The 24,840-nt window shown below is 69.5% G+C and carries 19 protein-coding genes and 1 tRNA gene; 11 read left to right on the top strand and 9 right to left on the bottom strand.

Going from position 1 to position 24,840, the window contains the following annotated elements:
- Nucleotides 1-3: 3 nt before the first annotated feature.
- On the bottom strand, nucleotides 4-138 hold the full coding sequence (locus ABTY98_RS29995; protein WP_351732728.1) for an SPW_0924 family protein: 135 nt from the start codon (nucleotides 136-138) through the stop codon (nucleotides 4-6).
- Nucleotides 139-290: 152 nt separating this feature from the next.
- Nucleotides 291-2,042, bottom strand: coding sequence for a lytic transglycosylase domain-containing protein (locus ABTY98_RS29990; protein ID WP_352224172.1), 1,752 nt, complete (start codon nucleotides 2,040-2,042; stop codon nucleotides 291-293).
- A 309-nt stretch (nucleotides 2,043-2,351) separates the two neighbouring features.
- On the opposite strand from ABTY98_RS29990, the gene ABTY98_RS29985 reads away from it, so the two are divergent.
- Nucleotides 2,352-3,191, top strand: coding sequence for a DUF4184 family protein (locus tag ABTY98_RS29985; protein ID WP_352224171.1), 840 nt, complete (start codon nucleotides 2,352-2,354; stop codon nucleotides 3,189-3,191).
- Here the strand turns inward: ABTY98_RS29985 and ABTY98_RS29980 are convergent.
- Nucleotides 3,127-3,498 carry a hypothetical protein gene (locus ABTY98_RS29980; RefSeq protein ID WP_352224170.1) on the bottom strand — a complete coding sequence of 124 codons (372 nt, stop codon included), beginning with the start codon at nucleotides 3,496-3,498 and terminating at the stop codon, nucleotides 3,127-3,129. The two genes, ABTY98_RS29985 and ABTY98_RS29980, sit on opposite strands and share 65 nt — an antisense overlap.
- A 434-nt stretch (nucleotides 3,499-3,932) precedes the next feature.
- Nucleotides 3,933-6,659, bottom strand: a complete 2,727-nt coding sequence (gene polA / locus ABTY98_RS29975; protein WP_352224169.1) for a DNA polymerase I — start codon at nucleotides 6,657-6,659, stop codon at nucleotides 3,933-3,935.
- Between the two features lie 199 nt (nucleotides 6,660-6,858).
- On the opposite strand from polA, the gene ABTY98_RS29970 reads away from it, so the two are divergent.
- The 7 genes from ABTY98_RS29970 to ABTY98_RS29940 all read left to right on the top strand — a co-directional run bounded on the left by ABTY98_RS29970 (nucleotide 6,859) and on the right by ABTY98_RS29940 (nucleotide 15,864).
- A complete protein-coding gene (locus tag ABTY98_RS29970) occupies nucleotides 6,859-9,153 on the top strand; it encodes an FdhF/YdeP family oxidoreductase (RefSeq protein ID WP_352224168.1) in 2,295 nt (764 codons plus the stop codon).
- 84 nt (nucleotides 9,154-9,237) lie between these two features.
- Nucleotides 9,238-9,729 (top strand): PaaI family thioesterase, encoded by a 492-nt coding sequence (locus tag ABTY98_RS29965; RefSeq protein WP_352224187.1) that lies wholly within the window; start codon nucleotides 9,238-9,240, stop codon nucleotides 9,727-9,729.
- A 496-nt stretch (nucleotides 9,730-10,225) separates the two neighbouring features.
- Nucleotides 10,226-11,434, top strand: coding sequence for a branched-chain amino acid ABC transporter substrate-binding protein (locus tag ABTY98_RS29960; RefSeq protein WP_352224186.1), 1,209 nt, complete (start codon nucleotides 10,226-10,228; stop codon nucleotides 11,432-11,434).
- 109 nt (nucleotides 11,435-11,543) lie between these two features.
- On the top strand, nucleotides 11,544-12,482 hold the full coding sequence (locus tag ABTY98_RS29955; RefSeq protein ID WP_352224167.1) for a branched-chain amino acid ABC transporter permease: 939 nt from the start codon (nucleotides 11,544-11,546) through the stop codon (nucleotides 12,480-12,482).
- A gap of 5 nt (nucleotides 12,483-12,487) precedes the next feature.
- Nucleotides 12,488-14,266 carry a branched-chain amino acid ABC transporter permease gene (locus ABTY98_RS29950; protein WP_352224166.1) on the top strand — a complete coding sequence of 593 codons (1,779 nt, stop codon included), beginning with the start codon at nucleotides 12,488-12,490 and terminating at the stop codon, nucleotides 14,264-14,266.
- 6 nt (nucleotides 14,267-14,272) lie between these two features.
- Nucleotides 14,273-15,151 carry an ABC transporter ATP-binding protein gene (locus ABTY98_RS29945; RefSeq protein ID WP_352224165.1) on the top strand — a complete coding sequence of 293 codons (879 nt, stop codon included), beginning with the start codon at nucleotides 14,273-14,275 and terminating at the stop codon, nucleotides 15,149-15,151.
- On the top strand, nucleotides 15,148-15,864 hold the full coding sequence (locus ABTY98_RS29940) for an ABC transporter ATP-binding protein (RefSeq protein ID WP_352224164.1): 717 nt from the start codon (nucleotides 15,148-15,150) through the stop codon (nucleotides 15,862-15,864). The genes ABTY98_RS29945 and ABTY98_RS29940 overlap by 4 nt, the downstream gene beginning before the upstream one ends.
- Nucleotides 15,865-15,937: 73 nt before the next feature.
- On the opposite strand, the gene ABTY98_RS29935 is transcribed toward ABTY98_RS29940, so the two are convergent.
- Nucleotides 15,938-16,594: an ANTAR domain-containing response regulator gene (locus ABTY98_RS29935; RefSeq protein ID WP_352224163.1), complete on the bottom strand. Its 657-nt coding sequence runs from the start codon at nucleotides 16,592-16,594 to the stop codon at nucleotides 15,938-15,940.
- 100 nt (nucleotides 16,595-16,694) lie between these two features.
- Between ABTY98_RS29935 and ABTY98_RS29930 the strand changes: the two genes are divergently transcribed.
- Together ABTY98_RS29930 and ABTY98_RS29925 are read left to right on the top strand one after the other, a co-directional pair.
- A tRNA-Leu gene (locus tag ABTY98_RS29930) sits at nucleotides 16,695-16,769 on the top strand.
- Nucleotides 16,770-16,875: 106 nt separating this feature from the next.
- On the top strand, nucleotides 16,876-17,646 hold the full coding sequence (locus ABTY98_RS29925; protein WP_352224162.1) for a transcriptional regulator: 771 nt from the start codon (nucleotides 16,876-16,878) through the stop codon (nucleotides 17,644-17,646).
- Between the two features lie 16 nt (nucleotides 17,647-17,662).
- Here ABTY98_RS29925 and pyk read toward each other — a convergent pair whose 3' ends face one another.
- Nucleotides 17,663-19,099 (bottom strand): pyruvate kinase, encoded by a 1,437-nt coding sequence (gene pyk / locus ABTY98_RS29920; RefSeq protein ID WP_352224161.1) that lies wholly within the window; start codon nucleotides 19,097-19,099, stop codon nucleotides 17,663-17,665.
- Nucleotides 19,100-19,287: 188 nt separating this feature from the next.
- The gene (locus ABTY98_RS29915) at nucleotides 19,288-20,007 is read right to left on the bottom strand and encodes an SIMPL domain-containing protein (RefSeq protein WP_352224160.1); all 720 of its coding nucleotides are present in this window, start codon (nucleotides 20,005-20,007) and stop codon (nucleotides 19,288-19,290) included.
- A 150-nt stretch (nucleotides 20,008-20,157) separates the two neighbouring features.
- On the opposite strand from ABTY98_RS29915, the gene ABTY98_RS29910 reads away from it, so the two are divergent.
- Nucleotides 20,158-21,954 carry a bifunctional metallophosphatase/5'-nucleotidase gene (locus tag ABTY98_RS29910; RefSeq protein ID WP_352224159.1) on the top strand — a complete coding sequence of 599 codons (1,797 nt, stop codon included), beginning with the start codon at nucleotides 20,158-20,160 and terminating at the stop codon, nucleotides 21,952-21,954.
- A 40-nt stretch (nucleotides 21,955-21,994) separates the two neighbouring features.
- On the opposite strand, the gene ABTY98_RS29905 is transcribed toward ABTY98_RS29910, so the two are convergent.
- Both ABTY98_RS29905 and ABTY98_RS29900 read right to left on the bottom strand, forming a co-directional pair.
- Nucleotides 21,995-23,416, bottom strand: coding sequence for a lysine N(6)-hydroxylase/L-ornithine N(5)-oxygenase family protein (locus tag ABTY98_RS29905; RefSeq protein ID WP_352224158.1), 1,422 nt, complete (start codon nucleotides 23,414-23,416; stop codon nucleotides 21,995-21,997).
- On the bottom strand, nucleotides 23,413-24,771 hold the full coding sequence (locus ABTY98_RS29900; protein ID WP_352224157.1) for a pyridoxal phosphate-dependent decarboxylase family protein: 1,359 nt from the start codon (nucleotides 24,769-24,771) through the stop codon (nucleotides 23,413-23,415). The genes ABTY98_RS29905 and ABTY98_RS29900 overlap by 4 nt, the downstream gene beginning before the upstream one ends.
- Between the last annotated feature and the right edge of the window lie 69 nt (nucleotides 24,772-24,840).

Below are 24,840 nucleotides of genomic sequence, written 5' to 3'. Positions count from 1 at the left end.
CGGTTACGGATGTGAGGGCACCGTCGTGAGCAGCGGCTTGGGGGACGTCTTTCCGGCCGGCGAGCCCAGGGCGCTGATCGTGACGACCAGGACGAGCGCGAGGGCGAGACCGGTCGCGGCGGCGATCAGGGCACGCATGCGGGGCCTCCCAACGGCCGACGGATTCCTGATGGATCGTCAGGTCCGGGCACCGTAGCAACGGGAGGGTGAGATGAGAACAGGTCGTACGACGGCGAAGGGCGCCGTCCCGCGTCGGCGGGAGGGCGCCCTCGGCGTCGTGGGACCGTGAATCAGGAGGTGGCGGAAGCGCTCGGGGAGGCGGAGGCCGATGCGGACTCGGACGCGGACGGGCTCGGCGACGGGCTCGCCGAGGTGTCTGCCGCGACGACCGTCAGTTCGACGGTGAGGGCGGCACCGCCGGTGGTGGTGATACGGAGCAGGAACGTGCCGGTGATGTCGTCCGCGTACAGCTTGGGCAGCGTGAGCAGGCCGTTCGCGTCCGTCTGGAGGTTCGTCAGGGTCCGGACGGCGTTGCCGTCCGCGTCCTTGAAGTACGGGCCCTTGTCGTTCTCGCTGGTGTCGTCCGCCGACTTGATGAGCGTGGCGGTGGCGGCGACCTGGTCGGCGACGGTGCCCTGGTAAGTAGCCTTCGCCTGCACCTGGTCGGCGAACTCGGCGCCCGGGGCGCAGGTCAGCGCGGTGGCGTTGACGAGGGCGAGGGTGTCGGCGGCGCGCGCGGTGACCGTCGCGTCGTAGTCGACCGGGGTGATCGTACGGCCGACGACGGTGGCGCGGACCGTGAAGTCGCCGGTCTTCTCGCCCGCCTGGAGCGCCGGAGCGACGGCGACGCCCTTGCTGCCGGTGGTGACCGTGGCGACGCTCTCGCCGCCGGTGAAGGTAGCGTCCGTGTCCCCGACGATGGTGAAGCGGATACGGACCTTGGAGACGGTCCGGCCGGCCTTGGTCTCCGCGCGCGTGCTGATCTTCTTGGTGAACGCGTCGCCGGCCATCGCCGTGAGCGTGGCGGTGCCCGCGTCCTCCAGATGGTCCACGGTGTCGGTGGGCGTGGGCGGCAGGGACGGGGTCGTGCTCGGGGTGCCCGGCGACGGCTCTTTCGGCTTCGGGGTACCCGGCGTGCTGGGCGACGGTGAGCCGCCGGAGCCCGAACCGCTGCCGGACTTGTGGCCGTCGCTGCGGTGGCTGGGTACGGTGCCGGTGCCGTTCGGGATCGAGTGGGTGCCCTCGCGGTAGAACTCGTACCAGGACAGGACCAGGTTGAGGTAGTCCTGCGAGTGGTTGTAGCTGAGGATCGCGCTGTTCATGTCGGCCTGGACGGACAGGTCCCAGCCGTTGCGGCACAGGTAGTGGCCGGCGGCGAGCGCCGCGTCGTAGACGTTGTTGGGGTCCTTGACGCCGTCGCCGTTGCCGTCGCGGCCCGCCCATGCCCAGGTCGACGGGATGAACTGCATGGGGCCGACGGCCTGGTCGTACGCGCTGTTGCCGTCGTACTGGCCGCCGTCGGTGTCCTGGATGAGCGCGAAGCCGTTGCCGTCGAGCTGCGGGCCCAGGATCCGGTGCAGGGTGTTGCCCTCGGCGTCGACGTCGCCGCCGCGGGCCTGGCCGGACTCCACCTTGCCGATGGCGGCGAGCAACTGCCAGGACAGGTTGCAGCCCGGCACGGAGCCGCGCAGCTCCGCCTCGGCCTTCTTGTAGGCGTCCAGAACGGTGGCGGGTATGCCGGCCTCGGCCGCGCCCCGGGAGACGGCGGTGCCGATGCTCGACGAGGAGGCGGTGGGGCCGACGCTGGGGTTCGGGCTGTTGAGCGGCGGCAGGTCCGTGTAGTACGGCGAGTTGCCGGTGGCGCCGTCGACCGCGCCCGCTCCGTCGGGTGTGGAGGTGCTGGCGCCGGCGTTGGCCTGCCGGCCCGTGTCGCCGGCCGTCCCGCCCGGCGCCTGGGACGCGGACAGAGCCGCTACCGCCAACGCGGCCGCGGCGGTCGTCGCCGCTCCCTTGCGCAGCCGCCTGCCGAATTGCGCCGCCATAAGGTGAACCCCTCCCATGGGCGCCTTCCGAGCGCCCTCTCCGTCTGTCTGCTCGCCCCTGGTGTGACGGTTGACCCGGTGCTGTGGTTGCCCCCTGTTACCTCTTTCGAGTGGTGAGGTAGCGCATCGGTGGTGCACGCCGAGGCGGCGACCCAGGCGACACTACGACAACTTCCATTCCGCGGACACCGGGCAGTGCCCGATTTTCACCAGTTGGCCACTCCTCGTTGAACGATGGTGGCGCCGCGGATACTTGTCGTACGCAATCACGATTCGGCGCTCCGGCCGACGACTGCTCCAGGGGGCCCGGTGCCGTTCACTCTCAGCCACGCCGCAGCCGTACTGCCCGCCGTGCGCCACGACGGGACCGGGCGCGGGCGGCTGGTGCCCGCGGTGCTCGTCGCGGGGTCCTTCTCCCCCGACCTCACCTACTACGCGGCGAGCGCGGTGCCGGACGCGATGGAATTCGGCGTGTTCACGCACTCCTTCACCGGTGTCCTCACCGTGGACGTGCTCTTCTCCTGGGCGCTGGTGGCCCTGTGGGTGCTGGTACGGGAGCCGCTCGTGGCCCTTCTGCCCCGGGCCCGGCAGGGGCGGCCGGCGGCTCTGCTGCGCTGCGGTGCGCCACGCGCGCGTGCCGGTCTTTCCCTGACGGCCCGTTGGTATGTCTCCGCCGCGCTCGGCGCGCTCACGCATGTCGTCTGGGACGCGTTCACGCACCACGACCGCTGGGGGACACGGCTGATCCCCGCGATCGGCCGGAACGTCGCGGGCATACCGCTGTACACCGTGCTCCAGTACGGCACTTCGGCGGTGGCCGCGGCCGTGCTCGCGGTGTTCGTGCTGCGTGCGCTACGGCGGGCCCCGGCCGCGGACCCGGTGGGGGTGCCGCCGCTGTCGGTGGGGGACCGGTGGTGGGCCGGGGCAGGGATCGCCGGCTGCGCGCTGATCGCCGCAGTGCAGCGGGCCGCGCGGTGGTGGGCCTACTGGGGTTCGACGGCCAAGCCCTGGGAGCTGCTGCCCACGGTGCTCTTCGGAGCGGGCGCGGGGCTGCTGCTCGGGGTGCTGGGGTACGCCGTGCTGGTCAGGGTGTGGCGTCCGGCTCCGGCGGCCGGCGACGTGCGCCGGAACCCTTCGGCCGTTCGGTGAGGGTCGCCATGAACACGGTCATGGTGCGGGGGCGGCGGGGGCCGGGGAGTGCGCTGAGGAACAGCGCGAGATAGCTGTGGGCGAGGTCGAGCCACTGCCGTGGGGCGGGTCGGGTACGGAGTCTCCGCCGGAGACGGGTGGCCGCTTTGCGTACGGTGACGGCGAGTTCGGTGGGGATGCGGGCGGAACTGGCGCCGGGTGCCATGGCCGGGGCCGACGGGGCCGCCGTGACCTGGGCCGCGGCGGAGCGGGCCTTGGCCGGAGGCCTTGTCTGGGGCGTCCGGCCGTGAAGCATGCGTATACCCATGCCCGCATCCTTGCCGGTGCCGGGGGCGGGGGCGTTCTGACGGGGGCCAGCTGAGTGACGACGGCAAGCCGCCGTCGGCCCGCCGTCCCGCCCCGGTCCGGGCTTCCCCCCTTTTTTCCGCCGCGCTTTTCCGTCGCGACGGTGTGTGACCACGACGGCGTCATCCGGCCGGTGCCGCACAGGCAGGGACCCGCGTGTCCGGCACCGCCGGACACGGCCGTCGTTACAGAGCACCGTCGCGGCGGAAAGAGGGGCGGCTGGAAGAAGCGGCGGAGAAAGAGGGGCCGCTGGGAGAAGGGGACGAGGAGTGGCCGCGGGGCGTGAGCCGACGCAATGAAGCGCGGGCGTAAGCCGATGGGAGTTCGGGGGAGCCGCAGAGGGCGCCGCTCCGCCAGGGTCGGCGGGTGGCGCCCTCTGTCGGCTCGCACCGGAGGTTAGTGCGCTGCCGACTCCCAGTCCGGGCCCACGCCCACCGAGACGTCCAGGGGCGCCCTGAGATTGACCGCGGCGGGCATTTCGCGGCGGAGGATCGTCTCGACCTCGGCGCGCTCGCCGGGGGCGATCTCCAGGACGATTTCGTCGTGTACCTGGAGGAGCATCCGGGACTTCAGATCCGCCTCGCGCAGCGCGCCGTCCACCTTCAGCATGGCCATCTTGACGATGTCCGCCGCGGTGCCCTGGATGGGCGCGTTGAGCGCCATCCGCTCGGCCGCCTCCCGGCGCTGGCGGTTGTCGCTGTTGAGGTCGGGGAGGTAGCGGCGGCGGCCGAAGAGCGTCGCCGTGTACCCCGTGGCGCGTGCCTCGTCGACGACCCGGCGCAGATAGTCACGGACCCCGCCGAACCGCTCGAAGTACGTGTCCATCAGCGCCCGGGCCTCGCCCGCGTCGATGTTCAGCTGCTGGGAGAGGCCGAAGGCCGACAGACCGTACGCGAGGCCGTACGACATCGCCTTGATCTTCCGGCGCATCTCCGCGTCGACGGCCGAGCGGCCGACGGAGAACACCTGGGAGGCGACCGTGGTGTGCAGGTCCTCCCCGGAGGTGAACGCCTCGATCAGGCCTTCGTCCTCGGAGAGGTGGGCCATCACCCGCAGTTCGATCTGGCTGTAGTCGGCCGTCATCAGCGACTCGAAGCCCTCGCCCACCACGAAGCCCCGGCGGATCGCCCGGCCCTCGTCCGTGCGGACCGGGATGTTCTGGAGGTTCGGGTCAGTGGAGGAGAGACGGCCGGTCGCGGCCACCGTCTGGTTGAACGTGGTGTGGATACGGCCGTCCGCCCCCACCGTCTTGATCAGGCCCTCGACCGTCACCCGCAGCTTGGCCTGCTCACGGTGGCGGAGCATGATCACCGGCAGTTCGTTCTCGGTCTGGTTGGCGAGCCAGGCCAGCGCGTCGGCGTCGGTGGTGTAGCCGGTCTTGGTCTTCTTGGTCCTGGGCAGGGCAAGCTCGCCGAAGAGGACCTCCTGGAGCTGCTTGGGCGAGCCCAGGTTGAACTCGTGACCGGCCGCCGCGTGCGCCTCCTTCACGGCCTGCTGCACCGCGCCCGCGAACATCTGCTCCATCGCTTCGAGGTGCGCGCGGTCGGCCGCGATGCCGTGCCGCTCCATCCGGGCCAGGAGGATGGAGGTCGGCAGCTCCATGTCACGGAGCAGATCCGCCGCGCCGACCTCCTGGAGCCGGCCCTCGAAGGCCTCGCCCAGGTCGAGAATCGCCCGGGCCTGGATCATCAGTGCTTCGGCCTCGGCGCCGTCGTCCGCGCCGAAGGCCAGCTGACCGTCGGCCGCGGCGGCCGGGGCCAGCTCGCGGTGCAGATACTCCAGGGACAGCGCGTCCAGGTCGAAGGAGCGGCGGCCGGGCTTGACCAGGTAGGCGGCGAGCGCGGTGTCCATGGCGACGCCGTCGATGCTCCAGCCGTGCTCGGCGAAGACCCGCATGGCGCCCTTGGCGTTGTGGAAGACCTTGGGCTTCGCGGCGTCGGCCAGCCAGACCGCCCACGCGTTCTCATCGGCCTCGTCGAGCTCGGCAGGGTCGAACCAGGCCGCCGCTCCCCCCGCCGCGGCCAGCGCGACCTCGGCGACCGAGCCGGTGCCGAGCGCCCAGGTGTCGACGGTGGCGATACCCAGCGCCTCCGTGCCGTGCTCGGCGAGCCAGCCGGCCAGCTCACCGGTGCCGAGGACCGTGCCGTCCACCTCCACGCCCGCCTCCGTGACCGGCGTGGACTCGGCCTCCTCCGCACCCGGGTCGACGGCGAAGAGCCGCTCGCGCAGCGACGGGTTGCGGATCTCCAGGGTGTCCAGGACCATCGCGACGGTCTTGCGGTCGTACGGCGCGCGCTCCAGGTCGGCGACCGTCTTCGGCAGCTCGACCTGGCGCTCCAGCTCCGTGAGCCGGCGGTTGAGCTTCACCGACTCCAGATGGTCGCGGAGGTTCTGGCCCGCCTTGCCCTTCACCTCGTCGACGCGCTCCACCAGTTCCGCGAAGGAACCGAACTGGTTGATCCACTTCGCGGCCGTCTTCTCGCCGACGCCGGGGATGCCGGGCAGGTTGTCGGACGGGTCGCCGCGCAGGGCCGCGAAGTCGGGGTACTGGGCGGGCGTCAGGGCGTACTTCTCGAACACCTTCTCCGGGGTGAACCGGGTCAGCTCGGAGACGCCCTTCGTCGGATAGAGGACCGTGGTGTGCTCAGTGACCAGCTGGAAGGAGTCACGGTCACCGGTGACGATCAGGACCTCGAAGCCCTCGGCCTCGGCCTGGGTGGCAAGGGTGGCGATGACGTCGTCGGCCTCGAAGCCCTCGACGGCGAAGCGCTGCGCGTGCATCGCGTCGAGCAACTCGCCGATCAGCTCGACCTGGCCCTTGAACTCGTCCGGGGTCTTGGAACGGTTCGCCTTGTACTCGGTGAACTCCTCGGAGCGCCAGGTCTTGCGGGAGACGTCGAAGGCCACCGCGAAGTGCGTAGGCGCCTCGTCACGCAGGGTGTTGGCCAGCATCGACGCGAAGCCGTAGATCGCGTTCGTCGGCTGGCCCGTCGCGGTCGTGAAGTTCTCCGCGGGCAGCGCGAAGAACGCGCGGTATGCCAGCGAGTGCCCGTCCATGAGCATCAGCCGGGGACGGGTCCCACTGGGGGTGCTGTCGGTCTTCTTCGATGCTGTCTCTGCCACGCCCCCGATCCTGCCACGCCCCACTGACAGTGAGGTCCGACGGGGCGAGCCACGGTCGGTTCGAGGAAAAGGACAGGCAGGCGTCCCCCGCACGCACAGGATCCGTTCTCCTCCCCCATCCGCCCTCCATGGTTGTCGGTGGCCCGTGCGAGGATCTGGCCTACAGGGCAGTGGTGCCGGTGCAGAGGGAGAGCGTGCGATGGCTACGAAGCCACCCAAAGGGGATCCGGTCCAGGACGCGCCGCGGGTCGCGGAGCCGAAGCACGCGGCCGCGGGCCTGCCGGCCATCGGGCACACCCTGCGTATCGCCCAGCAGCAGATGGGGGTGAAGCGCACCGCGCTGACGCTGCTCCGGGTCAACCAGAAGGACGGCTTCGACTGCCCCGGCTGCGCCTGGCCGGAGCCCGATCACCGGCACGCCGCCGAATTCTGCGAGAACGGCGCCAAGGCCGTGGCCGAGGAGGCCACCCTGCGGAGGGTGACGCCCGAGTTCTTCGCCGAGCACTCCGTCGCCGACCTGCACCACCGCAGCGGCTACTGGCTCGGCCAGCAGGGCCGGCTCACCCACCCCATGTATCTCGCCGAGGGCGCCGAGCACTACGAGCCGGTCGACTGGGAGCGGGCCTTCGACATCATCGGAGACGAGATCGCCGCCCTCGGCTCCCCCGACGAGGCCGTCTTCTACACCTCGGGCCGCACCAGCAACGAGGCCGCGTTCCTGTACCAGCTGTTCGCGCGCGAGCTGGGCACCAACAACCTGCCGGACTGCTCCAACATGTGCCACGAGTCCTCGGGCTCGGCGCTGGGCGAGACCATCGGCATCGGCAAGGGCAGCGTCCTGCTCGAGGACCTCTACAAGGCCGACCTGATCGTCGTCGCCGGTCAGAACCCGGGCACCAACCACCCCCGGATGCTGTCGGCGCTGGAGAAGGCCAAGGCCAACGGCGCGAAGATCATCAGCGTCAATCCGCTCCCGGAAGCCGGCCTGGAGCGGTTCAGGAACCCGCAGACCCCTCAGGGCATGCTCAAGGGTGCCGCCCTCACCGATCTGTTCCTGCAGATCCGTATCGGCGGAGACCAGGCCCTGTTCCGCCTCCTCAACAAGCTCATCCTGGAGACAGAGGGCGCGGTCGACGAGGAGTTCGTGCGCGAGTACACCCACGGGTACGAGGAGTTCGCCAAGGCCGCCCGTGCAGCCGACTGGGACGAGACGCTCGCGGCGACCGGTCTCACCCGCGCGGAGATCGAGGAGGCCCTGCGTATGGTGCTCGCCTCGAAGCGCACCATCGCCTGCTGGGCCATGGGTCTCACCCAGCACAAGCACTCGGTCCCGACCATCCGAGAGGTGGTCAACTTCCTGCTGCTGCGGGGCAACATCGGCCGCACCGGTGCCGGCGTGTGCCCGGTCCGCGGCCACTCGAACGTGCAGGGCGACCGCACGATGGGCATCTTCGAGCGCCCGGCCCCGGCCTTCCTGGACGCCTTGGAGAAGGAGTTCGGTTTCGCGCCCCCGCGCGAGCACGGCTTCGACGTCGTACGGGCCATCCGCGCGCTGCGCGACGGCGAGGCGAAGGTCTTCTTCGCGATGGGCGGCAACTTCGTCTCCGCGACCCCCGACACGGAGGTCACCGAGGCGGCGATGCGGCGGGCGCGACTGACCGTGCACGTGTCGACGAAGCTCAACCGATCGCACGTGGTGACGGGCTCGCGGGCGCTGATCCTGCCGACGCTCGGCCGCACCGAACGCGATCTCCAGGGCGGCGGCGAGCAGTTCGTCACCGTCGAGGACTCGATGGGCATGGTGCACGCCTCACGCGGTCGCCTGGAGCCCGCGAGCCCGCATCTGCTGTCGGAGCCGGCGATCGTGTGCCGGCTCGCCCGCCGGGTGCTCGGTGCCGACAGCGCCACTCCCTGGGAGGAGTTCGAGAAGGACTACGCGACGGTCCGCGACCGTATCGCGCGCGTGATCCCCGGTTTCGAGGACTTCAACGCGCGCGTGGCGCGCCCGGGCGGCTTCGCGCTCCCGCACGCCCCGCGTGACGAACGCCGGTTCCCGACGGCGACCGGCAAGGCGAACTTCACGGCGGCGCCGGTCGAGTTCCCCCAACTCCCCGAGGGCCGACTGCTGTTGCAGACGCTGCGTTCGCACGACCAGTACAACACCACGATCTACGGCCTGGACGACCGCTACCGGGGCATCAGGAACGGCCGCCGGGTGGTCCTGGTGAACCCGGAGGACGCGCGGGCGCTGGGTGTCGCCGACGGGTCCTACGTCGACCTGGTGAGCGAGTGGAAGGACGGCGTGGAGCGCCGGGCGCCCGGCTTCCGGGTGGTGCACTACCCGACGGCGCGGGGTTGCGCGGCGGCGTACTACCCGGAGACCAATGTGCTGGTGCCGCTGGACGCGACCGCCGACACCAGCAACACCCCGGCCAGCAAGTCCGTCGTGGTCCGTCTCGAGAGCGGCGTGCCGCAGCCGACGGCCACCGTCTGAGCGGACGCTCAGTCCGTCTGGAAGAATCGACGGCCGACTGAGCGTGGCTCAGTGGAGAGACAGCCGTACGACGATCGGAGCCCCATGGGCGAGCAGCAGCATGTGAAGTTCCCGCAGGAGGTCATCGACGAGTACGCCTCGCTCGGCGTCGACCTGCCGGCCCTGTTCTCGGCGGGCCATCTCGGCGTACGCATGGGCGTGCAGATCCTCGAGGCCTCGGCGGACCGGGTCGTCGGCACCATGCCGGTGGAGGGCAACACCCAGCCGTACGGGCTGCTGCACGGCGGGGCCAGCGCGGTGCTGGCGGAGACCCTGGGGTCAGTCGGGTCGATGCTGCACGGCGGCAGCTCGAAGATCGCGGTCGGCGTCGACCTGAACTGCACGCATCACCGCGGGGCCCGCTCCGGCCTGGTCACCGGCGTGGCCACACCCGTCCACCGGGGGCGCTCCACGGCGACCTACGAGATCGTGATCAGCGACGAGGAAGGCCGCCGGGTGTGCACGGCCCGGCTCACCTGTCTGCTGCGGGACGCGCGCCCCGGCGACGAGGTCCACGTGCAGGCAGCACAGGCCTGACAGAAGCCCGGCGGGCGGCGCCTCTCCGCCTCGCCCGCACCGGGAAACGCGGAGAAGTTCTGAAGCTTTGACTTTCTTTCCTTGCCGTAACTCTGCGTAATACGCATGTAATGTGCATTCGTCTAAGCACCCAGTTCTCACGGTTCACGACCCCACCTCAGCCGTCCCGAAAGTCGCCCACAGCAACAGAGACGCGTAACGACCAAAAACGCCGAGACACCTGAACGGATCATGGCGAGTCCTGCGGGTTCTCAGAATGCGGACGGCGCGAATCGGACTGAATTCCTGCTTTTCCCCCACGTTGTACCGCTCTGCATTACCTCGTGTCATAACAAGAGCGTCACAGCCTTGGTCAAGCTCTCCTCCACGTTCCTCGCACACGCCTAGAGTCACGGCCAGTCACCGCTCCACCGGGAGTTCGGTACCGGCGTGGCATCTGTCGTTCCCGCAAGGGCGACCATGCCCCTGGAAAGGATCGATTGTGCGACAGCGTTCTCTGGTGATTCTTACCTCCGTGTTGACCACCGGAGCCTTGACTCTCACCGCTTGCGGCTCCCGCAACAACGACAACAAGGGCAGCGACAGCGGCAACGTGACGGTTACGATCGGCGTCGACGCCCCGCTGACCGGCCAGAACTCCGCGACGGGCCTCGGCATCCAGTACGGCGCCCAGATCGCCGTCGACGACGCCAACAAGAACAAGACCGTTCCGGGCGTCACTTTCAAGATCAAGGCGCTGGACGACAAGGCGATTCCCGCCACCGGCCAGCAGAACGCCACCCAGCTCGTCTCCGACAAGACCGTGCTCGGCGTCGTGGGCCCGCTCAACTCCGGTGTGGCCACGCAGATGCAGCAGGTCTTCGCCACCGCCAACCTGGTGGAGATCTCGCCGTCCAACACCAACCCCGAGCTGACCATGGGCAAGAACTGGCAGACCAGCCCGTCCCGCCCGTTCAAGACGTACTTCCGCACCGCGACCACCGACGCCCTGCAGGGCGCCTACGCGGCGGACTACGCCTACAACGTCGCCAAGAAGAAGAAGGCCTTCGTCGTCGACGACAAGCAGACCTATGGCGCGGGTCTGTCGAAGATCTTCTCGGAGCAGTTCGCCAAGCAGGGCGGCAAGGTCATCGGCACCGACCACGTCAACACCGGCGACCGCGACTTCTCCACCCTGGTCACCAAGATCAAGAACTCGGGCGCCGACATCCTCTACTACGGCGGCCAGTACGACGAGTCCGAGGTGCTGACCAAGCAGCTCAAGGCCGCGGGCGCCAACATCCCGCTGTTCGGCGGCGACGGCATGTTCACCCCGACCTACATCCAGACCGCCGGCAAGGCCTCCGAGGGCGACCTGGTGACGTCGATCGGCGTCCCGGTCGACACCCTGCCCGCCGCCAAGGACTTCGTGGCCACCTACAAGGCCAAGAAGTACCCCGGTGACTACGGCACCTACGGCTCGTACTCCTACGACGCCACCACCGCGATCATCAAGGCCATCGGCACCGTCGTGAAGGACGGCAAGATCCCGGACGACGCCCGCTCCCAGATCGTCAGCGCCGTCCAGAACACCTCCTTCGACGGCATCTCCGGCAAGGTCTCGTTCGACCAGTACGGCGACACCACGAACAAGCAGCTGACCGTCTACAAGGTCGTCAGCGGTGCGTGGAAGTCCGTCAAGAGCGGCGTGGCCACCCCGAAGTAACCGGCCGAAGCACATCGCACCACCAGGGCCGCGCGGCGCAGACCACCGTCACCGCGCGGCCCGCCCTCTACCGCCCCCCTGACTCTCCCCACCACATGGAGGCCATGCGGTGAACACCCTGCCGCAGCAGCTGGCCAACGGGCTGTTCCTCGGCTCGATGTACGGTCTGATCGCCATCGGCTACACGATGGTGTACGGCATCGTCCAGCTCATCAACTTCGCCCACGGCGAGATCTTCATGACCGGAGGCTTCGGCGCCCTCACGGTCTACCTTCTCCTGCCGGACGGCATATCCATGTGGGTAGCCCTGCCGGCGATGCTCATCGGCGGCGCCCTGGTCGCTGTTCTCATCGCCGTCGGCGCCGAACGCTTCGCCTACCGGCCACTGCGCGGCGCACCACGCCTCGCCCCGCTGATCACCGCGATCGGCCTGTCGCTCGCACTGCAGCAGGCGGTCTTCAACTGGTACCACGTCGACGGCGACGCCAAGACCGCCCGCGTCTTCCCGCAACTGCCGTTCGGCCCCTTGCACATCGGTTCCGTGACCGTGCAGAGCGGTGACATCTTCCTGATCATCGCCGCCCCGCTGTGCATGGCGATCCTCGCCCTGTTCGTCCGGCTCTCCCGCACCGGCCGTGCCATGCAGGCCACCGCCCAGGACCCGGACACCGCCCAGCTGATGGGCATCGACACCAACCGCATCATCGTCATCGCCTTCGCGATCGGCGGCTTCTTCGCGGCCGTCGCCGGTGTCTCGTACGGCCTCAAGTACGGCTCCGTCTCCTACGACATGGGCTTCATCGCCGGTCTGAAGGCGTTCACCGCGGCCGTCCTCGGCGGCATCGGCAACATCTACGGCGCCATGCTCGGCGGGCTCGTCCTCGGCATCGCCGAGGCCATGGCCACCGCCTACATCGCCAACATCCCCGGCATGCAGCAGCTCGGCGGTGGCGGCTGGGCCTCCGTGTGGGCCTTCGTCCTGCTGATCCTCGTACTCCTCTTCAGACCACAGGGTCTGCTCGGCGAACGCGTCGCGGACAGGGCGTGAGCAGCATGACCGACACCACCAACTCCCCTGCCGTACAGGAGCGCGGACCGGTCCCGCTGCCGCTGTCCCTCGCCCGGCTGCTCGTCGTCGTCGGTGCCGTGGGCACCATCGCCAGCACGTTCCTCAGCTGGACCTGGACGTCGGAGTTCCCCGGCGACCTGACGGTCTACGGCTACCCGGCCGGCCTGCAGATCCTCGCTCTCGTGGGCGGCGCCCTCACCCTGCTGTTCGGGCTCACCCTGTGGGACGTCAAGTGGCTGCGCTGGCTGAACCCGGCGGGCGCCACCTCCCCGGTCTTCCTGACGGCCCTGTCGGCGTTCGCCGTCTGCTGGTTCACGGGCATCGCCATCGCCGTCGACCTCGGCGGCCTGGTCAACCTGGACCCCGGCGCCTACGTGGCGATGGCGGCCTCCGCGCTGCCCGTCGTCGGCGCCCTCGCACTGCCCCACCCGGCCCCCGGCACCGGCATCCGCGGCTACCTGACCAAGCCTCAGCTGCCCGCCCCCGGCAAGGCGTCACCGCTCACCGAGCGCATCGTCATCACGGTCGGCGTCGCGCTCGCCCTGGTGGTCTTCACCTACGGCATCGGCATCGACAACGACGCGAGCGAGACCTTCATCGGCTACCTGCTGCTGCTCGTCTTCGCCGCCTGGGGCCTCATGCACACCGGCCTCGTCGACCGCTTCGCGACCACCGCGGCGCACCACAAGGGGTTCGCCTCGGCGCTCGCCTTCGTCGCGGCCGTGATCTTCCCCTTCACCCAGAGCGACGACCACAACGCCAACGTCGGCGTGAACATCCTGATCTTCGCCACCGTCGCCCTCGGCCTGAACATCGTCGTCGGCCTCACCGGTCTGCTCGACCTCGGTTACGTCGCGTTCCTCGGTGTCGGCGCCTACGCGGCCGCCCTGGTCTCCGGCTCGGAGTACTCCCGGTTCTCCGGAGTGCACTTCCCGTTCTGGGCCGCCGCCCTCACCGGCATGGCCGCCTCGCTGATCTTCGGCGTACTGATCGGCGCGCCGACCCTGCGGCTCCGCGGCGACTACCTCGCCATCGTCACGCTCGGCTTCGGTGAGATCTTCCGTATCACCGTCAACAACCTCGACGGCGACTCCGGCCCGAACATCACCCGCGGCCCCAACGGCATCACCCAGATCCCGGACCTGAACATCTTCGGGTTCAACCTGGGCGAGTCGCACAACATCCTCGGGCAGAACCTGGGCCGGTTCGCCAACTACCTGTTCCTGATGCTCATCGTCACGGCGATCGTCGTGCTCGTCTTCACCCGCGCCGCCGACTCCCGCATCGGCCGCTCCTGGATCGCCATCCGCGAGGACGAGACCGCCGCCACCGCCATGGGCATCAACGGCTTCCGCGTCAAGCTGATCGCCTTCGCCCTCGGCGCCTCCCTCGCGGGTCTCGCCGGCACCGTGATGGCACACGTCAACTACAGCGTGAACCCGCAGCCGTACCAGTTCGCCGGCGCCGCCCCGCCCAACTCGGCCTTCCTGCTGGCCGCCGTCGTCCTCGGCGGCATGGGCACCGTCAGCGGCCCCCTGCTCGGCGCGAGCGTGCTCTACCTGGTCCCGGAGAAGCTCCAGTTCCTGCAGAACTACGAGCTGTTCGCCTTCGGCATCGCGCTGATCCTGCTCATGCGGTTCCGGCCGGAGGGCATCATCGCCAACCGCCGCCGCCAGCTGGAGTTCCACGAGACCGGCCAACTCGACGTACCGGCGCAGGCGACGCTGGCCGACGATCCGGCCGTCACCAAGGCAGGGGCGTAACGAACCATGACGACACCTGTACTCGAAGCCCGTGACGTCACGATGCGCTTCGGCGGCCTGACCGCCGTCCGCTCCGTCGACTTCACGGTCAACAGTGGCGAGATCGTCGGTCTCATCGGCCCGAACGGCGCCGGCAAAACCACCTTCTTCAACTGCCTCACCGGTCTGTACGTCCCCACCGAGGGCACGGTCGCCTACCAGGGCAAGGTGCTGCCGCCCAAGCCGCACCTGGTGACGCAAGCGGGCATCGCCCGTACCTTCCAGAACATCCGGCTCTTCGCCAACATGACCGTCCTGGAGAACGTCCTCGTGGGCCGCCACACACGGACCAAGGAGGGCCTGTGGTCCGCGCTGCTGCGCGGCCCCGGTTTCCGCAAGGCCGAGCGGGAGTCCGAGGCGAAGGCCATGGAGCTCCTGGAGTTCGTCGGCCTCGCCGCCAAGCGCGACCACCTCGCGCGCAACCTGCCCTACGGCGAGCAGCGCAAGCTGGAGATCGCCCGGGCACTGGCCAGCGAACCGGGTCTGCTGCTGCTCGACGAACCGACGGCCGGCATGAACCCGCAGGAGACCCGGACCACCGAGGAACTGGTCTTCGCCATCCGGGACAAGGGCATCGCCGTCCTCGTCATCGAGCACGACATGCGCTTCATCTTCAACCTGTGCGACCGCGTCGCCGTGCTCGTACAGGGCGAGAAGCTCGTCGAGGGCACGTCCGACGTCGTACAGGCCGACGAACGCGTCGTCGCCGCCTATCTGGGTGAACCCTTCGAGGGTGACCCCGGTGAGGTCGAGGCCGCCGAAGCGGCTGCGGCGGGCGCCGAACCGTCAGACGCGGAACCCCAGGTGGACAGCACCACCGACACCACCAAGGGAGAGGCCCGGTGACCGCACTACTGGAGGTCGAGGACCTCAGAGTCGCCTACGGCAAGATCGAGGCCGTCAAGGGCATCTCGTTCACCGTGGAAGCCGGCCAGGTCGTCACTCTCATCGGCACCAACGGCGCCGGCAAGACGACGACCCTGCGCACCCTGTCGGGTCTGCTCAAGCCCGCCTCGGGCCGGATCGTCTTCGAGGGCAAGCCGCTGACCGGTGTCCCGGCGCACAAGATCGTAGCGCTCGGACTCGCCCACTCCCCCGAAGGCCGGCACATCTTCCCGCGCCTGACCATCACCGAGAACCTCCAACTCGGTGCCTTCCTCCGCAAGGACAAGGCGGGCATCGAGAAGGACATCCAGCGCGCCTACGACATCTTCCCCATCCTCGGCGAGCGCAGAAAGCAGGCCGCCGGCACCCTGTCCGGCGGTGAACAGCAGATGCTCGCCATGGGGCGGGCGCTGATGTCCCAGCCGAAGCTGCTGATGCTGGACGAGCCGTCCATGGGTCTCTCGCCGATCATGATGCAGAAGATCATGGCGACGATCGTGGAGCTGAAGTCGCAGGGCACCACGATTCTGCTGGTCGAGCAGAACGCACAGGCGGCGCTCTCGCTGGCCGACCAGGGCCACGTCATGGAGGTCGGCAACATCGTGCTGTCGGGGACCGGCCGGGACCTGCTGCACGACGAGTCGGTTCGCAAGGCCTACCTGGGCGAGGACTGACACCCACGTCCGATACGACGAGGCCCGCGCCCCCTTCTCCGGGGCGCGGGCCTCGTCGTACGCGGGCGCCGGGTCAGCCCTTGCTGGACTTCTTCTCGTCACTGTCCGCGATGACCGCCTCCGCGACCTGCTGCATCGACATACGGCGGTCCATCGACGTCTTCTGGATCCAGCGGAACGCGGCCGGCTCGGTCAGGCCGTACTCCGTCTGGAGGATGGACTTCGCACGGTCGACCAGCTTGCGGGTCTCCAGGCGCTGGCTGAGGTCGGCGACCTCCTTCTCCAGCTGCTTCAGCTCGTTGAAGCGGGAGACGGCCATCTCGATCGCCGGGACCACGTCGCTCTTGCTGAACGGCTTGACGAGGTACGCCATCGCGCCCGCGTCCCGGGCCCGCTCGACCAGGTCACGCTGTGAGAACGCGGTGAGCATCAGGACCGGGGCGATGGACTCCTCGGCGATCTTCTCGGCCGCAGAGATACCGTCCAGCTTGGGCATCTTGACGTCCAGGATGACCAGGTCCGGGCGGTGCTCGCGGGCGAGCTCGACCGCCTGCTCACCGTCACCGGCCTCGCCGACGACGCTGTACCCCTCTTCTTCCAGCATCTCTTTCAGGTCGAGCCGGATCAGGGCCTCGTCCTCGGCGATGACGACACGGGTCGTCAGCGGAGGCACGTGCGACTTGTCGTCGTCGGGCACGTCGACGGGCTGGGGCGACTCGGCGGCGCTCACGGGGGCTCCTCGTTCAGGGCAGGGGTACTGCTGACAAGAGCCTACCTAGCTGCGGTAAGGTGGACGCGCGGAGGGTCGGGTCTGACCTTTGATTCTTCGAGCCCCGGTAGCCCAATTGGCAGCAGGCAACGGATTCAAAACCCGTACAGTGTCGGTTCGAGTCCGACCCGGGGCACTTTTCCTTGGATTCCAAGGTCGCCGACCTTAAGCGGACGCTCCCGTTCTCGTGAACATCCGCCTTCTGCTGGATGTTGTCGCGATTACTCTCGCAGAGTGATCGCATGTACGACGTCAGCACCCGCAAGCGAGCACTCGCGCTGGTTGCGCAGGGGCGCAGCCTCAACGCCGTCAGCAAAGAGACCGGGATCTCCCGCGCGGCGATCCGCTCGTGGCAAACACGCACTGAACCTCGCCGACGTGGCCACTCATGCGTCCGGTGCCGGGACCGGCCAAGCCCCCCTGAAAACCCGGCATCGTACGCCTACCTCTTGGGCCTCTACCTCGGCGACGGCTGCATCAGCGCCGGCCGAAGAGGCGTGTATGCCATGCGGATCGTGTGCGACAACACATGGCCCGGCGTCATCGACGCTTGCGAAGAAGCACTGCGCGACGTCCATCCTCACAACAGCGTTTGCCGTGTCAAGAAACAGGGCTGCGTTGCGGTGACCAGCTCAAGCAAGCACTGGCCCTGTCTCTTCCCCCAGCACGGCCCCGGCAAGAAGCACGACCGCCGCATCGCCCTCGAACCCTGGCAGACGGAGATCGTCGACTCCCATCCATGGGAATTCGTCCGGGGCCTCATCCACTCCGACGGCTGCCGTATCACCAACTGGACGACCCGCCTGGTCGCCGGTAGGCCCAAGCGGTATGAATACCCGCGCTACTTCTTCACCAACAAGTCCGACGACATCCGGGGCCTGTACACCGGCATCCTCGACAAGCTTGGCGTCGTATGGACGCACTGCACCCGCCACGGCAACCCGTACAACATCTCCGTCGCCAGAAGAGCCGACGTGGCCCTCATGGATACCCACGTCGGCCCCAAGCACTGACAGGGACCCACCGGTTCTACTTGGGACTGTCGTCCTCCCCGATGTGGTGCACCCGGACCATGTTCGTCGAGCCGGAGACACCGGGCGGGGAGCCCGCCGTGATGACCACGATGTCGCCCTGCTCGCAGCGGCCGTACTTCAGCAGCAGCTCGTCCACCTGATCGACCATCTTGTCCGTCGAGTCGACGTGCGGGCCGAGGAAGGTCTCGACGCCCCAGGTCAGGTTGAGCTGGGAGCGGGTGGCCGGTTCCGGGGTGAAGGCGAGGAGCGGGATCGGCGAGCGGTAGCGGGAGAGCCGGCGGACCGTGTCTCCCGACTGGGTGAAGGCGACCAGGAACTTCGCGCCGAGGAAGTCGCCGATCTCGGCGGCGGCCCGGGCGACGGCGCCGCCCTGGGTGCGGGGCTTGTTGCTCTCGGTCAGCGGCGGCAGGCCCTTGGCGAGGATGTCCTCCTCGGCCGCTTCGACGATCTTCGCCATCGTCCGGACGGTCTCGATGGGGTACTTGCCGACGCTGGTCTCGCCGGAGAGCATCACCGCGTCCGTGCCGTCGATCACCGCGTTGGCGACGTCGGAGGCCTCGGCGCGGGTGGGCCGGGAGTTGTCGATCATCGAGTCGAGCATCTGAGTGGCGACGATGACCGGCTTGGCGTTGCGCTTTGCCAGCTTGACGGCGCGCTTCTGGACGATCGGCACCTGCTCCAGCGGCATCTCCACGCCCAGGTCGCCGCGCGCGACCATGATGCCGTCGAACGCGGCCACGATGCCCTCGATGTTCTCGACGGCCTGCGGCTTCTCGACCTTGGCGATCACCGGGAGGTGGCGGCCCTCCTCGGCCATGATGCGGTGGACGTCCTCGATGTCCCTGCCGCTGCGCACGAAGGACAGGGCGATCACGTCGACGCCGGTGCGCAGCGCCCATCGCAGGTCGGCCTCGTCCTTGTCGGAGAGGGCGGGGACGGAGACGGCGACGCCGGGGAGGTTGAGGCCCTTGTGGTCGGAGACCATGCCGCCCTCGACGACCGTGGTGTGTACGCGGGGGCCGTCGACGTGGGTGACCTCCAGGCAGACCTTGCCGTCGTCGACGAGGACGCGCTCACCGGGGGTGACGTCGTCGGCCAGGCCGGCGTACGTCGTCCCGCACTGGCCGCGGTCGCCCTCGGCGCCCTCCTCCACGGTGATGACGAAGGTGTCACCGCGTTCGAGGAGTACCGGCCCCTCGGTGAAGCGGCCGAGCCGGATCTTCGGACCTTGAAGGTCGGCGAGGATCCCGACGCTGCGACCGGTCTCGTCGGAGGCCTTGCGGACGCGTTGGTAGCGCTCCTCGTGCTCGGCGTAGGTGCCGTGACTGAGGTTGAATCGGGCGACGTCCATTCCGGCCTCGACCAGGCCCTTGATCTGGTCGTACGAGTCGGTGGCGGGCCCCAGAGTACAAACGATCTTTGCTCGGCGCATGGTTCGAGCCTAGGCCTTACCGGCGGGTAGAGAATTGGTCGTACATGACGACCCAACAACCTTTGCGTGAAGGCCTATTGACAAGTGTTGAATTGTGCGGGGGGCCGCTCCGATGAGCATCTCGCATTTGCTGAATGCAGGAATGCGGGCGCTCATTTATTCGAAATACCGAACGCTCACTTCTGGAGTCACAGCTGTGGCGGCGCCATCGTGAATTGCGCGCTGACCTGAGCGGTTACGCGCAGTTGTGGAGGTTCGAGATCCAGGGGTTCGGCGGGCTCGGCGATTTCGGCGGCAGCCGCCATCCGGCGGACCCCGCGGTCGAACGTCGCCCGGTACGGCCGCGGGCCCTCGACACCGGTGTCGGCGAGCTCGACCAGGGCGGCCAGCGAGGTGCCGAGGGCGCCGGCGTACTCCCGGGCGCGCTGCACCGCCTCGGCGACCGCCCGCCGCCGGGCCTCGCCGTGCACGGGTGAGTCGGTGCGCAGCGACCACCAGGGGCCGTCGACCCGGGTCAGCTCCAAGTCGGCGAGCCTGGTGGTGAGTTCGCCGAGGACGGTGAAGTCGGTGAACTCGGCGGTGAGCTGGACCCGGCCCTGATAGCTGCGGACGCGCTCTCCCCGGCCCCGCTCGGCGAGTTCGGGGGCGATGGTGAAGGTCCCGGTCGACAGCCGGGCCACCGCCTCGCCGTACGACTTGATCAGGTCGAGGGCGGCGGTGTTGCGGCGGGTGAGGTCGTCCAGGGTCGAGCGGCGGTCGCGGCCCCGGGCGCTCACCGTGACGCTGATCCGGGCCAGCTCGGGCTCGACCTCCAGCTCGGCCTCGCCACGCACGACGAGAAGGGGGGCGTCGGGTGTACCGGCCGGCCGGCGTTCCTCGGCTGAGGGTGTGGGTGCTGGTGCGGTCATACGCCCCACTCTGTCACGCCATCCCCGTGTGTGCGCACCGGAGTTCACAGTGGGGGTCACCGGATCGCAACCTCCCGGCCCTGTTGCCGTCGGTGGTGTCCAGGACAGAATCTACGCGCGTCGTTGACCATTTCCAGAGGAGATCAAGACATGCCCTTGAATCGCCGGAAGTTCCTGAAGAAGTCCGCCGCCACCGGGGCGGGAGTGGCGATCGCCGGAGCGGCGGCGACTCCGGCACAGGCCTCCATCAGGCCCGCCCGGCGCCCCAAGCGGTACTCGCTCACCGTGATGGGTACCACCGACCTGCACGGAAACGTCTTCAACTGGGACTACTTCAAGGACGCGGAGTACACGGACGCCAAGGGCAACGCGCTGGGCCTGGCGCGCATCTCGACACTGGTGAACCAGGTCCGCAAGGAGAAGGGCCGCCGCAACACCCTGCTCCTTGACGCCGGTGACACCATCCAGGGCACCCCGCTGACGTACTACTACGCCAAGGTCGACCCGATCACCGCCAAGGGCGGCCCGGTGCACCCGATGGCGCAGGCCATGAACGCGATCGGGTACGACGCGGCGGCGCTCGGCAACCACGAGTTCAACTACGGCATCGAGACCCTGCGCAGGTTCGAGGACCAGCTGTGCTTCCCGCTGCTCGGCGCCAACGCGGTCGACGCGAAGACCCTCAAGCCCGCCTTCCCGCCGTACTTCATGAAGAAGTTCCACGTACCGGGCGCCCCGCCGGTCAGGGTCGCCGTGCTCGGCCTGACCAACCCGGGCATCGCGATCTGGGACAAGGCCTATGTCCAGGGCAAGCTGGCCTTCCCGGGTCTTGAGGAGCAGGCCGCGAAGTGGGTGCCCAAGCTGCGGGCGATGGGTGCGGACGTGGTCGTGGTCTCGGCCCACTCCGGCACCTCGGGCACGTCGTCCTACGGCGACCAGGTGCCGTACGTCGAGAACGCGGCCGCGAACGTGGCCAGGCAGGTGCCGGGCATCGACGCCATCCTGGTCGGCCACGCGCACGTGGAGATCCCGGAGCTGAAGGTCACCAACGAGGCCACCGGCAGGGCCGTCGTCCTCTCCGAGCCGCTCTGCTACGCCGAGCGCCTCACCCTCTTCGACATCGAGCTGGTGTTCACCAAGGGCAGCTGGGAGGTGGAGTCGGTCGCCGCCTCGCTGCGCAACTCCAACACCGTCGCCGACGACCCGAAGATCACCCGGCTGCTGGAGGACGAGCACACGAAGGTCGTCGCGTACGTCAACCAGGTCGTCGGCACCGCCACCGAGACGCTCACCACGGTCGAGGCCCGCTACCGGGACGCCCCGATCATCGACCTGATCACCAAGGTCCAGGAGGACGTGGTCAAGGCGGCCCTGGCGAGCACCGAGTACGCCTCGCTCCCGGTGATCGCCCAGGCCTCGCCGTTCTCCCGGACCTCCGAGATCCCGGCAGGCGAGGTCACCATCCGGGACCTGTCGAGCCTGTACGTGTACGACAACACGCTGGTCGCCAAGGTGATGACGGGCGCGCAGATCCGCTCCTACCTGGAGTACTCGGCGGAGTACTTCGTGCAGACGGCCGCCGGCGCGCCTGTCGACGTGGAGAAGCTGACCAACGCCGGCAACCGTCCGGACTACAACTACGACTATGTGTCGGGCCTCCGGTACGAGATCGACATCGCACAGGCGGCCGGGTCCCGGATCAGGAACCTGACCTACGACGGTGCCGCCCTCGACGACGCCCGGCAGTTCGTGCTCGCGGTGAACAACTACCGTGCCAACGGCGGCGGCGCGTTCCCGTACGTCGCCTCGGCCAAGGAGCTGTGGTCGGAGTCGACGGAGATCCGCACCCGGATCGCGGAGTGGGTGACCGCCAGGGGCGTCCTGGACCCGAGGGACTTCGCGTCGGCGGACTGGAAGCTGACCCGCGACGGCACGCCGGTGTTCTGACGGGTTGGAGGGCGCCGGTCCGAGGACCGGCGCCGTTCACTCAGTCGACGAGGGGGGTGAGCTGCCTCGGCCGCTGCCCGCTCTGCGTCGGAACCCTCTCTTCCGGCCGGTCCAGGCCGAAGCTGGTGAAGGCCGTGCGGGTGGGCAGCGGATAGGGATTCTTGCCGGTGAGGGAGTTGAGGATGGTGGCGCTGCGCCAGGCGGCGAGGCCGAGGTCGGGGGTGCCGACGCCGTGGGTGTGGAGTTCGGCGTTCTGCACATAGGCCGATCCGGTCACCGACGGGTCGAGGACCAGCCGGAACCGGTCGTCCACGCGCGGGCGTTCACTGCTGTCCCGGCGCAGGTAGGGGTCGAGTCCTGCGAGCAGCCGGCCGAGGGGGCGTTCCCGGTAGCCGGTGGCAAGGACCACGGCGTCGGTGGCGAGCCGGGAGCGGCTGCCCTGCTGGATGTGTTCCAGGTGGAGTTCGATCTTGGTGGTGGCGATGCGTCCGGCCGTACGGACCTGGACCCCGGGCGTGAGGACGGCGTCGGGCCAGCCGCCGTGCAGGGTGCGGCGGTAGAGCTCGTCGTGGATGGCGGCGATGGTGTCGGCGTCGATGCCCCGGTGCAGCCGCCACTGGGAGGCGACAAGGCCGTCGCGGACGGGCTCGGTGAGGGCGTGGAAGTAGCGGGTGTAGTCGGGCGTGAAGTGCTCCAGGCCGAGTTTGGAGTACTCCATGGGCGCGAAGGCCTCGCTGCGTCCGATCCAGTGCAGCTTCTCGCGGCCCGCCGGTCGGTGCCGCAGCAGGTCGAGGAAGACCTCGGCGCCGGACTGTCCGGAGCCGACGACGGTGACATGCTCGGCGGCGAGGAAGGCCTCGCGGTGGTCGAGGTAGTCGGCCGCGTGCACGACAGGCACACCGACCGATTCCACGAGGGGTTTGAGCGGGTCGGGCACATGGGGAACCGTGCCGACGCCGAGCACGACGTTCTTCGCGTACGTCCGGCCCAGGGCCTCGGCCTCACCCTCGGTGTCGAGCTGGGTGAAGTCGACCTCGAACAGGTCCCGTTCGGAGTTCCAGCGGACCGCGTCCACCTGGTGCGAGAAACGCAGCCCGGGCAGGCTCTCGGCGACCCAGCGGCAGTACGCGTCGTACTCGGCGCGCTGGATGTGGAAGCGCTCGGCGAAGTAGAAGGGGTAGAGCCGGTCGCGGGACTTGAGGTAGTTGAGGAAGGACCAGGGGCTGGCGGGGTCGGCGAGGGTCACCAGGTCGGCGAGGAACGGTACCTGGATGGTGGCGCCGTCGATCAGCAGCCCGGGGTGCCAGTCGAAGCCGGGGCGCTGCTCGTAGAAGACGGCGTCCAGTTCGGCGAGCGGGTGGGCGAGGGCGGCGAGGGAGAGGTTGAACGGTCCGACGCCGATGCCGACCAGGTCGCGGGGTGCTTCCGGCTCGAGATGTGGGGGGTTGGGCATCGAGCTCATTGGGGCGTCGTTCCTTCCACGAGTTTGAGGAGGACGGCCAGTTCGTCCGGCCGGGTGTGGGGGTTGAGGAGGGTGGCCTTGAGCCAGAGCCGGCCGTCGAGCCGGGCCCGGCCGAGGACGGCCCGGCCGTCGTGCAGCAGCCTGCGCCGTACGTCGGCGACGTCGTCGTCGGTGGCTCCGGCGGGGCGGAACAGCACCGTGCTGATGTTCGGCCGGTCGTAGAGCTCGAAACCGGGGTGCTCCCGGACCAGGACCGCGAACTCCCGTGCCCGTGCGCACACCTGGTCGACCAGGGTGCCGAGCCCGGAGCGGCCCAGGGTCCTGAGGGTGACCGCGATCTTGAGGACGTCGGGGCGCCGGGTGGTGCGCAGGGAGCGGCCGAGCAGGTTGGGGTAGCCGGCCTCGATGTCGTCGTCGGCGTTGAGGTAGTCGGCGTGGTGGTGGAGTACGCCGAGCTCGGCCGGGCGGGCGACCGCGAGGAGGCCGGCGGCGACCGGCTGCCAGCCGAGTTTGTGCAGGTCGAGGGTGACGGTGTGGGCGCGTTCCAGGCCGGCGAGTTTGTCCCGGTGCCGGTCGCTGAAGGCGAGGCCGCCTCCGTAGGCGGCGTCGATGTGCAGCCGGGCGCCATGGGCCGCGCACAGGCCCGCGATCTCGGGGAGCGGGTCGATGAGACCGGCGTCGGTGGTGCCGGCGGTCGCGGCCACGACGAACGGTTTCGGCAGGTGGGTGAGGGCGGCGTGGAGGGCGGCCGGGTCGAGGGTGCCGTTCGGCGCCGGGACCACGACCGGGTCGGGCAGGCCCAGCAGCCAGGCGGCGCGGGGCAGCGAGTGGTGGGCGTTGGCGCCGCAGACCAAGCGGACACCGCCGCCGAGGGCCTCGCGGGCGAGGAGGAGGGCGAGCTGGTTGGACTCGGTGCCGCCGGTGGTGACCACGGCGTCGGAGAGGCCGATGGCATGGGCGAGGGCGCGGGTGACCATGGCTTCCAGGGCGGAGGCGGCCGGCGCCTGGTCCCAGGAGTCCAGCGAGGGGTTGAGGGCGCTCGCGGCGAGGTCGGCGGCGGTGGCGACGGCGAGCGGCGGGCAGTGCAGATGCGCCGCGCACAGCGGGTCGGCGGGGTCGGCCGCGCCTGCCGCGAGGGCGGTCACCAAGGTGCGCAGGGCCTCGGGGTCGCCGTCGTCCGGGAGTACGTCCCCGACGGCGTCCGCGACCTGCTGGGCCACCGCCTCCGGTCCGCCGGCCGGCAGCGGGCCGCCGCGGGCCCGGCCGCCGTCGCGCAGCGCGTCGAGCACGGTGTCGAGCAGGGGCCGCAGGGCGTCGGGGCCCTGGGGTCCGGATGCGAGGGGCGGGGTGCTCATGGGATCTCCTCGGGGCGCCGGCCGAAAGGGGTTGTCCGCGGGGGGAGTTCCAGCTTGTACGGGATGGGG

The sequence above is a fragment of the Streptomyces sp. NPDC096040 genome (assembly GCF_040303265.1).
Lineage (GTDB): Bacteria > Actinomycetota > Actinomycetes > Streptomycetales > Streptomycetaceae > Streptomyces.
This window is presented reverse-complemented; position numbering and strand designations above follow the sequence as displayed.